Origin of the sequence: Maribacter litopenaei (assembly GCF_025244665.1) — a bacterium.
Taxonomy (GTDB): Bacteria; Bacteroidota; Bacteroidia; order Flavobacteriales; family Flavobacteriaceae; genus Maribacter; species Maribacter litopenaei.
Genome location: NZ_CP104205.1, coordinates 3,681,793 through 3,699,293, shown reverse-complemented (window position 1 = coordinate 3,699,293; position 17,501 = coordinate 3,681,793). Strand labels below are relative to the sequence as shown.

At 36.4% G+C, this 17,501-nt stretch carries 16 protein-coding genes and 4 pseudogenes; 11 read left to right on the top strand and 9 right to left on the bottom strand.

Annotated features, from left to right (window positions below):
* Window positions 1–508 precede the first annotated feature (508 nt).
* From NYZ99_RS19955 to NYZ99_RS19925, 7 genes and pseudogenes are all read left to right on the top strand, one after another.
* On the top strand, window positions 509–1,105 hold the full coding sequence (locus NYZ99_RS19955; RefSeq protein ID WP_260572817.1) for a hypothetical protein: 597 nt from the start codon (window positions 509–511) through the stop codon (window positions 1,103–1,105).
* 54 nt (window positions 1,106–1,159) lie between these two features.
* Window positions 1,160–1,564 (top strand): hypothetical protein, encoded by a 405-nt coding sequence (locus NYZ99_RS19950; protein ID WP_260572816.1) that lies wholly within the window; start codon window positions 1,160–1,162, stop codon window positions 1,562–1,564.
* A gap of 82 nt (window positions 1,565–1,646) precedes the next feature.
* On the top strand, window positions 1,647–3,656 hold the full coding sequence (locus NYZ99_RS19945) for a coiled-coil domain-containing protein (protein WP_260572815.1): 2,010 nt from the start codon (window positions 1,647–1,649) through the stop codon (window positions 3,654–3,656).
* Window positions 3,649–4,069: pseudogene (gene ybeY, locus NYZ99_RS19940) on the top strand (rRNA maturation RNase YbeY). The gene NYZ99_RS19945 and the pseudogene ybeY overlap by 8 nt, the downstream one beginning before the upstream one ends.
* Window positions 4,070–4,074: 5 nt before the next feature.
* A pseudogene (mnmG, locus tag NYZ99_RS19935) lies at window positions 4,075–5,945 on the top strand (tRNA uridine-5-carboxymethylaminomethyl(34) synthesis enzyme MnmG).
* Window positions 5,946–6,000: 55 nt separating this feature from the next.
* A complete protein-coding gene (locus NYZ99_RS19930; RefSeq protein WP_260572814.1) occupies window positions 6,001–6,831 on the top strand; it encodes a class I SAM-dependent methyltransferase in 831 nt (276 codons plus the stop codon).
* Window positions 6,832–7,032: 201 nt separating this feature from the next.
* Window positions 7,033–7,539 (top strand): OmpH/Skp family outer membrane protein, encoded by a 507-nt coding sequence (locus NYZ99_RS19925; RefSeq protein WP_260572813.1) that lies wholly within the window; start codon window positions 7,033–7,035, stop codon window positions 7,537–7,539.
* Window positions 7,540–7,584: 45 nt separating this feature from the next.
* Here the strand turns inward: NYZ99_RS19925 and NYZ99_RS19920 are convergent.
* The 4 genes and pseudogenes from NYZ99_RS19920 to rnr form a co-directional block, all read right to left on the bottom strand.
* Window positions 7,585–8,252, bottom strand: a pseudogene (locus NYZ99_RS19920) (LysE family translocator).
* Between the two features lie 6 nt (window positions 8,253–8,258).
* A complete protein-coding gene (locus NYZ99_RS22510; protein ID WP_338039469.1) occupies window positions 8,259–8,462 on the bottom strand; it encodes a GIN domain-containing protein in 204 nt (67 codons plus the stop codon).
* A 22-nt stretch (window positions 8,463–8,484) separates the two neighbouring features.
* A complete protein-coding gene (locus NYZ99_RS19915) occupies window positions 8,485–8,937 on the bottom strand; it encodes a GIN domain-containing protein (protein WP_338039163.1) in 453 nt (150 codons plus the stop codon).
* Window positions 8,938–9,010: 73 nt separating this feature from the next.
* Window positions 9,011–11,201, bottom strand: a pseudogene (gene rnr / locus NYZ99_RS19910) (ribonuclease R).
* Window positions 11,202–11,916: 715 nt separating this feature from the next.
* On the opposite strand from rnr, the gene rpiB reads away from it, so the two are divergent.
* The 4 genes from rpiB (at window position 11,917) to NYZ99_RS19890 (ending at window position 14,226) form a co-directional block, all read left to right on the top strand.
* Complete coding sequence (rpiB, locus tag NYZ99_RS19905) at window positions 11,917–12,348, top strand: ribose 5-phosphate isomerase B (RefSeq protein WP_260572812.1); 432 nt, start codon at window positions 11,917–11,919, stop codon at window positions 12,346–12,348.
* 12 nt (window positions 12,349–12,360) lie between these two features.
* Entirely contained in the window at window positions 12,361–13,281 is a 921-nt protein-coding gene (locus tag NYZ99_RS19900; protein ID WP_260572811.1) for a cation diffusion facilitator family transporter, read from the top strand.
* 166 nt (window positions 13,282–13,447) lie between these two features.
* Complete coding sequence (locus NYZ99_RS19895) at window positions 13,448–13,789, top strand: PH domain-containing protein (protein ID WP_260572810.1); 342 nt, start codon at window positions 13,448–13,450, stop codon at window positions 13,787–13,789.
* Complete coding sequence (locus tag NYZ99_RS19890; RefSeq protein WP_260572809.1) at window positions 13,786–14,226, top strand: GNAT family N-acetyltransferase; 441 nt, start codon at window positions 13,786–13,788, stop codon at window positions 14,224–14,226. The genes NYZ99_RS19895 and NYZ99_RS19890 overlap by 4 nt, the downstream gene beginning before the upstream one ends.
* A gap of 32 nt (window positions 14,227–14,258) precedes the next feature.
* Here NYZ99_RS19890 and NYZ99_RS19885 read toward each other — a convergent pair whose 3' ends face one another.
* The 5 genes from NYZ99_RS19885 to dcm all read right to left on the bottom strand — a co-directional run bounded on the left by NYZ99_RS19885 (window position 14,259) and on the right by dcm (window position 17,358).
* The gene (locus NYZ99_RS19885) at window positions 14,259–14,753 is read right to left on the bottom strand and encodes an NAD(P)-dependent oxidoreductase (RefSeq protein ID WP_260575292.1); all 495 of its coding nucleotides are present in this window, start codon (window positions 14,751–14,753) and stop codon (window positions 14,259–14,261) included.
* A gap of 16 nt (window positions 14,754–14,769) precedes the next feature.
* Window positions 14,770–14,898, bottom strand: coding sequence for a hypothetical protein (locus NYZ99_RS19880; protein ID WP_260572808.1), 129 nt, complete (start codon window positions 14,896–14,898; stop codon window positions 14,770–14,772).
* Window positions 14,899–15,069: 171 nt separating this feature from the next.
* The gene (locus NYZ99_RS19875) at window positions 15,070–15,444 is read right to left on the bottom strand and encodes a hypothetical protein (RefSeq protein WP_260572807.1); all 375 of its coding nucleotides are present in this window, start codon (window positions 15,442–15,444) and stop codon (window positions 15,070–15,072) included.
* Window positions 15,445–15,513: 69 nt separating this feature from the next.
* On the bottom strand, window positions 15,514–16,122 hold the full coding sequence (locus NYZ99_RS19870; protein WP_260572806.1) for a hypothetical protein: 609 nt from the start codon (window positions 16,120–16,122) through the stop codon (window positions 15,514–15,516).
* Between the two features lie 9 nt (window positions 16,123–16,131).
* Window positions 16,132–17,358 (bottom strand): DNA (cytosine-5-)-methyltransferase, encoded by a 1,227-nt coding sequence (gene dcm, locus NYZ99_RS19865; protein WP_260572805.1) that lies wholly within the window; start codon window positions 17,356–17,358, stop codon window positions 16,132–16,134.
* Window positions 17,359–17,501 lie beyond the last annotated feature (143 nt).

Sequence of the window (17,501 nt, the reverse complement as noted above, 5' to 3'; positions counted from 1 at the left end):
GTATAAAAAGGGATGTTGGGGTAAAAGTGGTGTTTACGGTATTAGAAATAAATTTAGGCTATCAATTCCGTTTTACTTTTAACTTGGTTTAAGTCACAGATTAAGTGCCTTTTAACAAATTTTTCTAACCTTAAAATCCAAAACCTTATATCTTGGTATAAAAATCCACGAAAATTGCAGTTTTACCACGACATATTAGAAAAGTTAAACGAGTTTATACGAACCTTTTATACCCGTAAGTTGATAAAGGGTGTTATCCTTTTTGTGGTTCCGGGAATGATGTTTTTCTTGGCGGTGGTGGGCCTTGAATTCGCTCTTTGGTTAAATTCTACCGGAAGGCTCTCTTTGTTTCTTGTTTTCTTGGGAGTTGAAGCTTTTTTGCTCTATAAATATATTGGTGTTCCCTTATTTTATCTGTTTAAGCTGAAAAAGGGAATTACAACCAAGGACGCATCCCTCATGGTGGGAAAACATTTTCCGAGAAGTTGGCGACAAACTATTCAACCTCTTGGACCTTGCCGACCAACCAGAAAAATCCGAATTGTTGTTGGCTAGTATAGAACAACGCTCGGAGCAAATGAACACCGTACCTTTCAAACGAGCCATTAACACCAAAGAACCCCTTAAATATTTAAAGTACGTGGTGTTCCCTTTGATACTTATCGGCTTCTTGTGGTTGTCCGGCAATTGGAGTTCCTTTTTTGGTAGTTATACTCGAGTAGTCAATTATAATCTTGCCTATGAACCGCCTGCACCTTTTCGGTTTGAGTTAATGAACCCTCAATTAAAGGTAATTGAAAGTGATCCGTTTACTTTTCAAGTTTCAACAGTGGGCACTGTAAAACCTGAAAATGTCTATGTAGAATTAGAGGGAAAGGAGATACTGCTACAAGAAGAAAATGGCATTTATCAATATACCCTATCGCCTCCCATATCTTCGGGTCGCTTTGTTTTTAAAGGTAATGGGATACAATCCCGTGAATATGAACTGATCGCCTTAAAAGCCCCTGCCATTTCTGATTTTAATATGCGTTTGGAGTTTCCAAACTACATAAATAAGCGTAGCGAGGTAATAAAAAGTACTGGTAACGCAATCATTCCGTAAGGAACAAGGGTTACTTGGGAAATAAAAGGGCAGGACACCCAAGAAATCAAACTGGTGACGAAGGATACTGCCTTGCTCTTGGATAGAAGCCAAGATGATTTTAGTCTTTCCCGGAGGATATATTCCAACTGGGACTACCAATTGGCCACTTCAAATGATAACGTTCGAGATTATGAGACCCTAAATTATTCTTTTCAAGTGATTAAGGACGCGTTTCCGACGGTTAAAGTAGAGCAGGTTTTGGACTCGTTGGAACCCAATGTTTCCTATTATACGGGAGAGGCCACAGATGATTATGGTATTAAAAAGATTGATTTGGTCTATTACGAACAAGGAAACGAGGAAAACGAAAGGATTCTTGAACTGAACGCTCCAAACACCAATTTTCATAACTTCTACTACACTTTTCCATCTCGGTCTCAATTTAGAGGAGGGAAAAACTTATGCGTTTTACTTTAGAATCACCGACAATGATGCCATTCATGGTGGTAAATCGGTAAAAAGCTCTGTTTTCAGTCAGAACATATTAGACGTTAATCAATTGAAAAACAAAGAGTTAGAGTCTCAACAGTCACTAATCAACAACCTAGACAAATCCCTAGAGAAGGCAGCAGAGCAAAGGGAAACCCTCAAAGAAATCAATGCACTACAGAAAGAAAAAAACCAGTTGGACTTCAATGATAAAAACCAAGTAAAGGATTTTCTTGAAAAACAGGAGCGCCAGGAACAATTAATGGAAAAGTTCAGCAAAGAACTGAAGGACAATCTTGAAAAAGGCACGAAAGACGATAAACTGAACCAACTTTTACAGGAGCGATTGGAGCGCCAAGAAATTGAGGCCAAAAAGAACCAAAAACTGCTAGAAGAGCTCAATAAAATTGCCGATAAAATAAATAAGGAAGAATTGGCGAAGCGTTTAGAAGAATTAGGAAAGAAACAACAAAACTCCGAACGAAACCTTGAACAGCTCGTTGAACTTACCAAACGTTATTACGTCACCGAAAAGGCCGCACAATTGGCAAATGACCTAGAAAAACTATCAGAAAGACAAGAAATCCTTTCTGATTTATTTATTGGGAAAGACTTTTCAGAAAAGGAGCAGGAAAAGCTAAACAATGATTTTGACGATATCGCCAAGGAACTCGAAAACCTCAAAAAGGATAATGCCGAACTAAAGAAACCTGTTGATTTAACTATTGACAAGAATAAGGAGGAGGGAGTAAAACAAAATCAAAGCAACGCGCTGGAAGAAATAAGAAAGCACCAAGGGGCAGAACAAAGCTCGGATAGCCAAGGGATGGAGGAAAATGCAAATAAAACAAGGCAAAACCAAAAGTCCGCAGCGCAAAAGATGAAGGAAATGAGCGAAGAATTGAGCAAATCTTCTATAAGTGGTGGCTCAAGTGGCTCGTCAGCTGCAGAAGATGCTGAAATGCTACGGCAAATATTGGACAACCTTATCATTTTCTCTTTTAAACAAGAAAGTTTATATGATAAACTTAGTGTTCAGGACAGGGAAGATATCTCCCATTATTCTGAGACTGTAAAAAATCAAAAGGAATTGAGAAGCCTTTTTGAACATGTGGATGACAGTTTGTTTGCCCTATCCTTGAGACAGGCCGAACTTTCAGAATTTGTAAATGAACAAATTACCGAGGTATATTACAACATTGACAAATCCCTGGAAAGTGTTGCCGAAGGACAAATATACCAAGGAGTATCCTATCAAAAATATGTGCTCACCGCTTCCAATAGTTTAGCTGATTTTCTTGCCCATGTTCTTGAGAACATGCAACAAAGTATGCAAATGGGGCAGAGAAGTGGTCAAAGCCAGGAAGGTTTTCAATTGCCGGATATCATTAAAAAACAACAGTCCCTGGGAGAAAAAATGGGAGAGTCAGGCAGTCAGGGACAATCGGGGCAACAAGGAGAACAACAAAAAGGACAAAACGGAAGCCAAGGAACTCCCAACAGTGGAGAGGGTAACGATGGAGAGAATGAATTACAAGGAAAACAAGGCAATAAAGGAAATAGTCAAGGTGAAGGTGGGCAATCCGGAGAAGGAGAAGGAGGTCCTAACGGAAAACAAGGAGACGGGAATGGTTCACAAGGACAGGGAGGTTTGAGTGAATCCGAACTGCAAGAAATCTATGAAATCTATCAAGAGCAACAAAAGATAAAACAAGAATTGGAACAACAATTACAGAATTTAATCAACGAAGGTGATAGAAATCTTGGGGAAAAACTCTTGCGCCAAATGGAGGACTTTCAGAATGATCTTCTTGAAAACGGTATAACAGAACGCACCCTCAGCAAGGCCAACACCATTCAATATGAATTGTTGAAACTGGAGAATGCTACATTAAAACAGGGCAAAAAAACAGAGAGAGAAAGTAATAGCAATAAAAAAGACTTCACTAATCCTATTATTACCAAGCCCTCATTACTAGAGAATTATCGTAACGAGATAGAAATTTTAAATAGACAAGCCTTACCTTTGCGCCAAAATTTTCAGAATTTGGTTAAAGAGTATTTCAAGGACAATGATTGAATTTCATTTTGAAACAGATTTTCAACTCTCCAATATCGAAAAATATAACGCCTGGGTTCATTCTGTATGTAAATCCGAAGGGTGTGGGGTTGGCGAATTAAATTATATTTTTTGTAGTGATTCCTATTTATTGGATATCAATCAGAAATATTTACAACACGACACCTTTACCGACATTATAACCTTTGATTATACTGAGGGAAAAATTATATCTCGGCGACATTTATATCTCAATAGACAGGGTCAAGGAAAACGGAATCGCTTACAATGTTTCTTTTGAAAATGAATTGTTACGGGTCATGTCTCACGGAATACTCCATTTAGCTGGATACAAGGACAAAAATGAAGAACATATCAAAGAAATGCGTTCAAAAGAAGAAGAAAAAATAAAAATGTTCCACGTGGAACACTAGAAATTATGTTTGGAGAAATATATGATGTAATTGTCGTTGGGGGAGGGCATGCCGGTGCTGAAGCAACCGCTGCAGCTGCCAACATGGGTTCTAAAACGCTTATTGTTACAATGAACCTACAGACCATTGGACAGATGTCCTGCAATCCGGCTATGGGCGGAATAGCGAAGGGCCAAATTGTACGCGAAATAGATGCTTTGGGAGGTTATAGTGGCATCATAACTGATAAGTCCGCCATTCAATTTAAAATGTTGAACAAATCCAAAGGATCTGCCATGTGGAGCCCAAGAGCTCAAAGCGACCGAATGAGGTTTGCAGAGGAGTGGCGTCTTGCTCTAGAACGCACACCCAATGTTGATTTTTATCAAGAAATGGTCACTGGACTTCTAATAGAAAAAAACAAAGTTGTAGGCGTTAAAACCTCTTTGGGAATTGAAATCAAATCAAAATCAGTCGTTTTAACAAATGGCACTTTTTTGAACGGCTTGATTCATATCGGAGAAAAACAATTTGGCGGAGGAAGGGCAGGCGAAAAAGCAGCCACAGGAATAACAGAACAGTTGGTTGATTTAGGTTTTGATAGCGGTAGAATGAAAACAGGTACTCCACCAAGGGTTGATGGAAGATCGCTTGATTATTCAAAAATGATTCCACAACCAGGGGATGACAAGCCTGAGAAGTTTTCTTATTTAAACACGCCAATATTGCAAAAGCAGCGGGATTGCCATATGACCCACACTAGTAAAATGGTTCATGATTTATTGAGGGAAGGATTTGATAGGTCACCTATGTTCAACGGTAGAATTAAAAGTATTGGTCCCCGTTACTGCCCATCTATCGAAGACAAGATAAACCGATTTTCAGATAAAGATTCGCATCAAATGTTTATCGAGCCGGAAGGATGGGACACTGTAGAGGTATATGTCAACGGATTCTCAACATCTTTGCCGGAAGATGTTCAATTCAAGGCATTGCGTTCCGTTAAAGGTTTTGAGAAAGTTAAATTCTTCCGGCCAGGATATGCTATTGAATACGATTATTTTCCTCCAACACAATTAAAACATACGCTAGAAACTAAACTTATTGATAACCTCTACTTCGCAGGCCAAATCAATGGAACCACCGGCTATGAAGAAGCGGCCTCGCAAGGTTTAATGGCGGGTATAAACGCACACTTAAAAATAAATGAAAGTGAGGCCTTCACCCTTCAACGAGATGAGGCTTATATTGGCGTTTTAATTGATGATTTAATTACAAAGGGAACTGAAGAGCCTTATAGAATGTTTACCTCTAGGGCAGAATATAGAACACTCTTACGACAAGACAACGCAGATTTGAGACTTACCCCAAAAGGGTATGAAATTGGACTGGCAAAAGAAGACCGTTTGAGGCGAATGAAAGATAAGCAAACTAAATCACAAGCACTCGTAGCCTTCTTTAAGGACACGAGCGTTCTTCCGAGAACAAATGAATCCCATTTTGCAAGAAATAGACTCGTCGCCAATATCACAATCTGATAAAATGTTCAAGCTATTTTCAAGACCAAAGGTAACAATGGATCATATGTTAAGCCTAGAACCTGTATCGAGTTTTGTTGAATCAAACAATCTAGATAGGGAAGTTCTTGAACAGGCGGAAGTTCAGGTAAAATATTACTGGTTATATAGAAAAGGAAAAAGTAAATGCAGATAAACTAAACCGCTTGGAATCCGTAAAAATTCCATCAAACTTTGACTACAAAAAACTAAAGTCATTGTCATTTGAAGCTAGAGAAAAACTAACCGCTATACAACCTGTAACCATATCCCAAGCATCTCGGATTAGTGGAGTAACCCCAAGTGATATAAGTGTATTATTGGTTTATCTTGGAAGATAAAAACACATTGTTCCACGTGGAACGATCACAATCAAAAACTTCAAATCTATAGCAAATGACTGTTTTTCTAAAAACAAAGGATTACTTTAATACTAAGGAAGAGTTTTGGTTGGAATATGATAGCGAATTGGAAATGCTTGTAACCAAGCCTATTCCAAAAGATATTGATAGGTACTACAATCATCCTTCATACATTTCTCATACCGATCAAAACAAATCAGTAATAGATAAAATCTATCAATTTGTAAAAAAATATAGTTTAAACAAAAAAGTTAAGTTAATAACAGAACTAAGAGTTAAAGAAAAGAAGGTTCTTGATATAGGAGCGGGAACCGGAGATTTCTTAAAATCTGCAAAAAAAAATAACTGGCTAATAGATGGCATAGAACCCAATGAAACTGCAAGAACTATAGCTAAGAATAAAAAAATAGAACTAAAAACAAACCTGAATGACGTAGAGAACGACTCATATGACGTTGTAACATTATGGCATGTTCTAGAGCATTTACCCAATTTAAAACAACAGATAGTACAAATTAATCATAAACTTAAAGAGAACGGATATCTCATTATTGCAGTGCCCAATTTCAAATCATACGATGCACAATATTATAAAGAACACTGGGCTGCCTATGATACACCAAGGCATCTATGGCACTTTTCAAAAAAATCAATACATTCCCTATTTCTTAAGCACGGCCTAAAAGTAAAAAAAGTAAAACCCATGGTGTTCGATTCATTTTACGTTTCTATGCTATCCGAAAAATATAAAACAGGCCATTCCAATTTTATAAAGGCATTTACGATAGGTTTTATATCTAATTTAAAAGCTCTTTACACAAAAGAGTATTCTTCCTTAATATACATTCTGAAAAAAGAAGTTTAAGAACTTTAAAAGCCTTAAACTTCTTTAATATCCCTCAACCATACAATTATATTCCTTAAAAGATAAAACACTCCACATAGCCTTAAAACGCCTGTGTTTTAATAATTAAAACTTATCAAATATTTTATTATTATAACCCATAACTATATCCGTAAATATTGATAAACCTTTCTTACTTTTGCCCAACTTAAAAAAATAGAAATGAAAAAAATAATTCTTGCGATTACCACTCTTATCTTGGCTTCATGTCAACAAGAAAAAATAGCATTCGTAGATAATGTTAAGCTCATGAATGAATATCAAGAGAAAATTGACATTGAAGCAAAGTATAAAGAAAAAGCAGAAGCATTAGGTAAAAAAAGAGATAGTATATCTCAAATATTTCAAGCACAAGCTAATGATTTCCAAACAAGAGCTCAAAATATGTCACAGACCAAAGCTCAAGAGGAGTATGCACAGTTTCAGCAAAGAGGACAACAGATGGGTCAACAACTACAAATGGAAGACCAAAAACTACAATTAGAAGGTCAAACTGAAATGGATAGTGTTGTATCTAAAGTAAAAAAAGAGATTCAGGCATATGGAAAAGCCAATGGCTATAGCTATATTCTTGGTGGGGGAGATGGTGGTAGTGTTCTGTATGGCAAAGAAACAAATGATATTACTTCAGAAATAATCGAACTACTAAATAATAAATACAAGGAATAGATACTCACTTTAATCAATTAAAAAGGCCACGTTACAGTGGCCTTTTTAATGCGCTATATTTTCTATTCTACTTTCAATATCGAACCTATCCTTAGGAATAAATCCCTTTACAATCAATACTACACCACAAACGATTAAAATAATCCCTATTCCTTTCTTAATAAAGCGAATCCTATTAACCGTCAACTTTCTTTTCAGTTGCTTTGCCAATAGAATTTTAAAAAGATCTGTAACAAAATAGGAAAGTATCATGGTTGTAAAAAACACCCGAATGCGAGAAGGTTCATTCTCCAAACTGGGTCCTACAATTATAATTACTCCCAGCCAAAATACCGAACCCCTATATTAATAAAGTTTAAAAGAAATCCCTTTACTAAAAGACTTAAATAATCACTTCTCTTTGACCTTATTGGAACTTCAGAAGTATCCTTTGAACCTTGTTTAAAAAAAATGGTAATCCCATAAACCAATAAAATTACACCACCAAAAACATACAAACCAGGTTGGTTACTAAGGTTTTCAAGAAGTTGATAACTACTAAAATAAGCTATGGTGATAAAGACAATATCTGCAATAATAACACCAATATCAAAAACAAGGGCCGCTCTAAAACCCTTAATAGCGCTAGTCTCCAACAGTACAAAAAACACAGGGCCCACCATAAAGCTTAAAATAAAGCCCAATGGTATTGCCGCATGTATATCCTCCCACATTTAAAACTACATTCTTTTTATGCTTCCCCCGAAAACGGTCTTCTCCTCCAACTTTGGAGGATTGCCATAAACCAAGACTTCGCCCCCCGCCTTAACGGCAGCCTTTACATATTCACTTGCAAAGATTTCAGCCCTTGAACCAGCATTGACATTAACAGTTGAGAATTTTGTTTTCAAACCTTTACCTTCATAAACACCACCGGTATTAATCTGAACATCTTGAAGATTGGACTCACCAGTAGCCTTTACTATACCACCGTGAAACGGATTTTATTAAAAGTTGCTCCACCTCAGTACTTACGCTCACCTCGCCACCTTCTTGTGCCTTTAATTCCAACACATCTTGTATAATAGTACCTTTTGATGTAATCCTAGCATCCTCATTAACATCAATAACCATAATATCATCTGTATAGTACAAGTCGACAAAGGTTTTATAACCGCTGAAGAATTTGGTTATTTGCATTCGTATCTTAAGAACCCCATCGTTGTTAACAATGACAACTTTATCCGTACTTTCACCAGTAATAACGGCCTTGTTTTCAGAAGATCTGACCAAGTTAATCGAGATACCGTCAAATCCCTTTACCTCGGCAAACTTACCAAGAGTCTGTGTCAACTTGCTATCCTGAGCCCCTATGGTATAACACAGTAGAGTAATCAACAATACTAAAAAGTGTTTCATTTCTTTGGTTTAATACCTGTAAACAGGTTTTTGATTTTAAGGATTCCCACGAATCAAAATTCATTCCAAAAAACTATTCTTTCTTGCCTATCAAAGAAAAGTCCAAGTGTCTTTTAATCAAATCGGTACTCTTTACCATGACTACCACTTCATCGCCTAATTGATACATTTTTTTAGTGCGCTCCCCAATAATGGCATATTGCTTTTCATCAAAGATATAATAATCTCCCTTTATGTCCCTGATACGAACCATACCTTCACATTTATTCTCGATAATCTCAACATAAATTCCCCATTCCGTAACACCACTTATAACACCAAGAAACTCTTCATCTTTGTGATCCTCCATGAACTTTATCTGCATGTACTTGATGGAATCTCTCTCAGCATTGGCCGCCAATGCCTCCATATCAGAAGAATGTTTGCATTTCTCTTCGTATTTATCCTCTTTTACCGAACTACCTCCATCAAGGTAATACTGTAGTAATCTGTGTACCATGACATCCGGATACCTTCTAATAGGGGAGGTAAAATGGGTATAATAATCAAATGCCAATCCATAATGTCCAATGTTATCTACAGTATAAATTGCCTTGCTCATACTACGGATAGCCAGTGTATCTACAAGATTCTGTTCCTTTTGTCCTTTAACATCCTCCAATAATTGGTTCAATGAAGCACTTATTGTTTTCTTATCCTTAAAATTTAATTTATGCCCAAACCTTGAAATAATGCCATTTAAAGCAATCAACTTATCCTCATCCGGGTCATCATGAATCTCTATACACGAACGTTTTCTTTGGTTTTTGCTTTCCTATAAACTCTGCTACCTTTCTATTAGCCAATAACATGAATTCCTCAATTAGCTTATTGGCATCCTTAGCTTCTTTAAAATATACACCAATAGGTTCATTGTTTTCGTTCAAGTTAAAGCGCACTTCTACCTTATCAAAAGAGATCGCACCTTGATTCATGCGCTTTTTACGCATTATTTTGGCCAGCTTATCCATTGTAAGGGTAGCTTCAACAATTTCATCTTCAACATTATACGCCCTTCCCCTAATGGATACATTCTCAGGAATATATCCTTTACCAGTTTCAATAATATGTTGTGCCTCCTCATATGCGAATCGTTCATCAGAGTTTATCGCTGTTCTTCCAAACCATTGATTTTTAATAACGGCGTTTTCGTCCAATTCAAAAATTGCAGAAAAGGTGTATTTTTCCTCCTTTGGTCTTAAGGAACAAGCATTATTGGATAAAACTTCCGGTAACATAGGAACCACACGGTCCACCAAATAAACAGATGTAGCCCTATCATAAGCTTCATCATCCAATATGGTATCTACATGTAAATAATGTGAAACGTCCGCAATATGAATACCAATTTCATAATTACCATTCTCTAATATTGTGAAAGAAAGTGCGTCGTCAAAATCTTTGGCATCTTTTGGATCAATAGTAAATGTCAATACATCTCTCATATCCCTACGCCCGGAAATCTCTTCCTCTTTTATACTAGTATCCGGACCATCTGCAAAACGTTGTACTTCCACAGGAAATTCATAAGGCAATCCATACTCAGCAAGTATCGAATGTATTTCAGTATTATGTTCCCCAGGTATTCCTAATACCTCTTTAATTTTCCCATAGGGAGAATCTACACCATCAGGCCAATCCAATAATTCTACAATAACCTTCTCACCATCCTTAGCGCCATTTAAGTTCTCCTTTGTTATAAAAATATCAGTATACATTCTAAAATCGGACGGACGAACAAATGCAAAAGTCTTTTGCATATCTACGATTCCTACAAAAGTCTTCTTATTTCGCTCTACGATACTGACTATTTCCCCTTCGATTTTTTTGCTTTTTTTCCTCGGATAAATATAAACTTCGACCAAATCCTTATGAAAAGCCTTATTTAACTTATTGAAAGGAACAAAAACGTCATCATCCATTCCTTCCACAATAATGTAGGCATTACCTCTTCCAGTAATATCAACGGTACCTTTATGGTAGGTTTTGGTGTTTTCCAATACCTGATAACTACCCCTTGAAACTTCCTGAATACGTTTTTTTTCTTTTAATTGGGTGAGTCTTTTTATCAGCGTATTTCGATCTTGGGCATCTGATATTCCAATCTTAGCAGCTATTTGTTTATAGTTGAAACTTTTGCTAGGTTCCTTCTCTAAAACCGTAAAAATCCCTTTGGTAATTTCATTCTTTCTATGATTTCTACTCTTCTTATTTCTTTTAGACATTAAAGTTTCTATTTATCGGAAAATTACAAATTATAATCCAGTAGGAAGTCTCATATAAGAGACTTAGTTGTTATCAACATATATTATAATATCATTTTTCTTTTTTTCTAATTTTTAAATAAAATGATGATTATGATAGCTTGTTAATAAGGGGTAAAACTATTTTTGGGAATTCTTGATTTTGTTAGATACTAATAGTTATTGACATACTATGAAGAATAAACAACAATGAAAATCAAGCTTTTAAAAAAGTTATTAAAATGAGTTCATAACCCATTTAAACATTCATTTTTTGATAAGTTTATGTAAAATTATTGTTAATTATAGGGTTACTTTTTTTGAAAAGCGACTCACACTTTCTAATATTTTTTTTCGCTTTTGATCCGGAATGATTGTAATGTATATATTGAATTTACAAGCAAATTTAAATTCACTTTTTTTCAACAACTTATCAACCCTTAGAATAACTAATTAACCAACTAATGAACGGTAGATTGGTAATATTTTAAAATGTATGTTGTAAACGTATGATTTTTTGTGGTCACCATTGGGAAGTTGTACCTTTATAAAGATTATAAACGTTCCCCAAAACGCTTACAACAAGAGTTTTATTTTTAAGAACTTTAATATGAAATGAGCACATAAAATCTAGAAAGTTTTTTAGATGATTGTTGGCAAATTACATAGATGGTTGAAGAACAAATAAAATAAAAACATGAAAATAGCTATAGGAAATGACCATGCGGGTACAGACTATAAACTTGCCGTTATTGGTCTTTTAAGGTCAATGGATATAGAAGTAATCAACTACGGAACGGATGGGTCCGATAGTGTGGATTATCCAGATTTTGTTCATCCCGTGGCCCAGGATGTTGAAGACGGAAAAGTTGATTACGGAATTATTATCTGTGGGAGCGGAAATGGCGCTTCTATGACGGCTAACAAGCATCAGAAAGTAAGGGCCGCATTATGTTGGACCAAGGAAATTGTGGAATTGGCCAGGGAACACAATAATGCCAATATTTTAAGTTTACCGGCACGTTATATTGCGTTACAACAAGCCTTGGAAATGGTAGAAGTATTCTTAAAAACTCCTTTTGCAGGTGGAAGGCATGAAAGAAGGATAGACAAGATTCCTTGTAGCTAGAATATAAAGTTCATGGGTCACGGTCACCATCATCAATCACATGGACATTCCCATCCTAAAGTAGAGGGAAAGAACCTTGTAATTTCCATTTTACTCAACATTCTTATTACTGCCTCACAGGTGATAGGAGGTATCATTTCCGGTAGTTTGTCCTTACTATCGGATGCCCTTCACAACTTTAGTGATGTATTATCGCTGATAGTTAGTTATATAGCAAATGTCCTTTCCAAGAAAAAAGCCTCGGCCACCAAAACCTTTGGTTATAAGAGAGCAGAAATAATAGCGGCTTTTGTGAATTCGGCTACCTTAATAGTTGTTGCGGTTCTCTTGATCAAAGAGGCTATTGAACGATTTTTAAATCCACAAGAGGTAGAATCTAATTTGGTTATTTGGTTGTCCCTTTTAGGGATAGCTGCCAATGGTTTTAGTGTTTTCCTTATTAAAAAGGATTCCGATAAAAACATGAATATGAAATCTGCCTATTTACATTTACTAACAGATATGTTGGCTTCGGTAGCGGTTTTGATTGGAGGGTTATTGATGAAATTCTATGAGCTCTATTGGGTAGACCCCTTATTGACATTTATAATAGCGGTATACCTTATTTATATGGGTTTTGATCTATTGAAAGATTCTACACGGGTACTCATGTTATTTACCCCGAAAAATGCACAACTGCAGCATATTGTGGATACTATTTCCAAGGTAAAGTCGGTTAAGAATGTACATCATGTACATTTATGGCAGTTGAACGAAGATCAAATCCATTTAGAGGCACATGTCGATTTCTCTGAGGATATAAAACTTTCTGAGTTTGATAAAATTTTGGATGAAATAGAAGAGGAAGTCTATCATAAGCATGGTATTAGCCACATAAATATTCAGCCGGAGTTTGGTAAATGCGATTCCAAACATGTAATCGTTCAGGATTGACTCGATTATCGAGTATATTTGATTCTATCGGTTGCGTTATTATTAAACATTAGGCAGCCTATCTTTTTTACATTTGAGGTTTATGAAAACGTATAAATCTAAAATTAGCTGGAGGCTTTTTTTCTTCCCGATGGTACCTTTTCTAGGAATTATCATATCGATGATTGTGAAGGGTGAAGAAACGTCAGGTATATTAACAACTTCCGGTATTTTTTTGGCCGTATGCCTATTTATTTTATATCTGCTGATGAATACGGAATATGTCATTGATGCAGATAAACTGTATGTAAAAAGCGGTTTTATATATAGAAAGCACCTGAATATTTCAAGAATTACATCTGTTAAAAAGACAAAAAGCCTTTTTTCCGCCCCAGCGGCATCCTTGGATAGAATACAACTTACCTATGACAAATTTGGGATTTTGGTGCTATCTCCCAAGGATAAGGAAAACTTTGTAAAAAATTTAGTGGAAATAAATCCCAACATAAAGGACTACGTAAACCTATGAACATATCCATAAGAAGATTTAACGAGTTGGATACTTCTGAACTCTATGCAATATTACAGTTGCGAAGCGAGGTATTTGTGGTTGAACAGGACTGTGTTTATCAGGACTTGGACGGTAAGGATACAAAAGCGGTTCACGTGATAGGAAACAAGAATGGAGAAATCGTTGCCTACACCCGTGTCTTCGCACCGGGCGATTACTTTGCCGAGGCCAGTATTGGTAGGGTAGTGGTCAAGCAGGGGCAACGTAAATATGGTTATGGAAAGGTAATCATGGAAGCTTCCATTAAGGCTATCGAGGAAGAATTTGGAACAACGAATATTCGAATTTCCGCACAGACCTACTTGTTGAAGTTCTATAATTCCTTGGGTTTTAAAGCGGAAGGATCGGAGTACTTGGAAGATGGCATTCCACATGTTTCAATGGTAAAAAAATAAAAAAATGGGCGGATTCATCCGCCCATTTTAATTTAAACATTGAATAAAAAAGGACTTTCATGGATATAGCTGCTATCATTTAATTGGGAGATTAAGAAATCAGCCAAGTCGGTAGCGCTAATGTTATTCCCTTCACAATTCTCCAAACTAACCCCAAAGGGATATTTTTCCTCGGTTTGAACAATTAAAGGCAATCGAACCAACGTCCAATCCACACCTTTCTGTGTAGTCAAATATGTATACTCTTCCTGTCTATTTTTAGTTGTAGCCGGAAAGTTTTCGTACATCCATTGTGTAGCATAGCTCGTTTTTTCATCCTTTTTATCAAATGGGGTATCCACATTTAATCCTGTGACCACTATGTACCTTTTCAGATTGTATTTGAGCAATGCATTAATGATGTTCTTGCTGGCATCTTTAAAAATTGGGGGTTCCCCTTTGGGTTGTCCCAATGTGCTGATTACTGCTTGGCATCCATCGATTAAATCCCAAATGGAATTATAATCCCTAGCATCGCCTTTGATCACTTCAACCAAGGGATTCTTAAAACAAAGCTTTTACTGGATTTCTAAGTAAGAGTTTTAAGGGTGTTTCGAGGTCTAAAAGCCTTTTTACCAAATAGGTGCCCGATTTTCCGGTACCACCAATAACGGCTATTTTATTTTTAGTCATGATTTTCTTTATAAAATGAAACAATGAAGATTTAGACCCAAGAATTGGGTCTACTATTTAAATCCAAAGAAGGATTCGTGTTATTTTATAAAGAGATTTTAATACCTAAATATAAAAAAATAATGGGACGCACTAGCATCCCATTTATAACTAAGTATTGTTTTTAAAAAATTAAATTTTGATAGGTTCTTTGTTACTAAGGTTGATATCTTCCAACATAGTATCCGTAAACTTATAATGTCCACGGGTAGTAATGATTCTGAAACGATTGGACTTCATCCGGCTCAAAGTATCCAAAAACAACCATTTAGTTTTTAACAGTCGAGGTTTTTCAGATTTTAGGCTAATATCAAAAAAGTATTTTCGCCCATTTTTTATCGCAACAATGTCCGGGGTAATTTTTTCTTCAGCCCCTTTTCTACTGTAGGATTTGGGCTTTTCATAACCTTCCAAATCTGCCTTTATATTTTCAAAGCCTGTAGCTTCTAAATGATGTATCGATTTCTCTAAAAATTCTGTATTTTCTGACTTGTCTAATTTTACCATACCTTATAAAATAAGAAAATAAGTAAGAAATCCAAAAATTAGGGGTTGATTAACAGGTTTTTAACCAATCTATATTAATTTTTTGGCAATGTGATTGGAGAGAAGCCATTCTAATCGTAATATTAAATTGAAAGGTCGTTCTGCTTTGTTGTCCTTGGAATGGTACAAATAACCTTCAGTTTTTGATTTCAATTCCTTCAGTTCCAGTTTACCATGTGGTAGCGATTCTTTTTGATAATGTTTCAATAATAGTTGTTTGGTAATACCTCTCGCGGACAAGAAATCCTTCAATTTGTTTCTATTAACAAATATGATTTTACAGGAGGTAAACTTATCAGGTTCGTCTTCGTAAATCGCTGTGACCAAGGCATAGAAATCGGTTTTTTTGGAGGCATCAAAAAGCCATCCGTCCTTTAATTGACCATTTTTTATATAATGGAGCTCAAAGGCAAAAGTGGGTAGGTCCTCATTGATATAATCCAATTGTGCTTTTTCGTCTATGAGAAAGGTTTTTCGGGTCGTCTTATGTTTAAATATGACATCAATGCCCTGAAGTTGTTCCTGTATATTTTGAACCCGTTCAAAATCATATTGTTTTAAACAGTTTAAATAATATGAATCCAAAAGGATAGAGAGTTTTTTTTCTTTCTTCAGATCCGATGTAAAACTACTCTTCAAAACAAGGATTTATGGGTTGATTTTTTTAAATAGGACTTCTCCAATTTTGAATACGATGCCCACCACCAAGGCATTCCCCATAAAAAATGCACGTTTTGTATCACTAATGCCCTTCAATTGGGTATGATTGTCCGGGAACATGTTCAAACGTTCCAATTCTATGGGGGTTAAACGGCGTAAGCCTTTAAAGGTTTGTACCACATGTTTAAACCTTGACGGACTTTTTCCTCCTTCTCCGGTAATAATAGTTCCGGAAGCATTGTCCAAAGCATCAGGAAAGACCATGGCCCCCTCGCTATAATTATAGCTAAAACCATTTTTTGCAGTGCGACTCTCTTTTTTGGCTCCTTTTAAATATTCCCACTTGGCCAAATCCTGTTCGTCAATGAAATATTCCCTTGGAATAGCATCCTTTTGAAGGATATCCCCAAGGACCATCTTTTCATCATTGTAATCGGCCTTGGTCTTTAAGGTGGTGACATTCCCTTCCACAAAGACCCCCGTATTTTCAAAAGGTGACAATTTTTGACCCTTGTTGAAACTTTCGGACAGCGAAACCAAATCCCCCTCGATATGGAATCCTTTTGCTACACCCAAGTCCATACAAACCGGAAAGGCTTCGGCGTGAACCCCATCCTGTAACATCCATGCTTCGGCATCCGATTTTTTCAGTTTTTTATACATATCCGTGCTTTTGTGATAACCCGGAAAAAATACACGTCGTCTGCGCTGGGGCATTCCGTAATCCGCTGCATTGATCACACGCCATTCCACCGCATAGCCCAGTTCTTCCAAACTCTTTAGCATAATGGCAAAATCACGCCCTCTTTGGTTGGAGGGAGATTTCAACAATCGGTCTACATTCTCCAAGAATAGGTATTTTGGCGGCTGTTTTTTTTCGGATATGATCCGATGGATGCTCCACCATAACACCCCTTTTTTCCCGATCAACCCCTTGGAGTTTTGCAAAGTGGTCGCCACGGAATAATCCTGACATGGAAATCCGCCCACCAGTACTTCGGCATCAGGAATTGTATCAGTTGGAACCTCTGAAATATCTGAGTTCACATGGTTTTCCGGATCAAATTTGGCCTCATACACCATGGATGCATGCTGGGTCTTGGTGCTGGGTTCCCATTGATTGCTCCAAACAACGTCATAATTACCGGTTTGCTCCAAGCCAAGACGAAACCCGCCTACACCTGCAAATAACTCTATAACATGTAATTTTTCCATCAATACGAATGTAGCCAAATTATATAATGAGATCCAAGTACTATTTTAAGTAATTAAAGAGCAGATTCTTTATTAGAAGCTCTTAAGGGTTTAATAGCTCAAGGATTGCCTCGAAATTATAAATTTGTTTCCAACGAATGTCT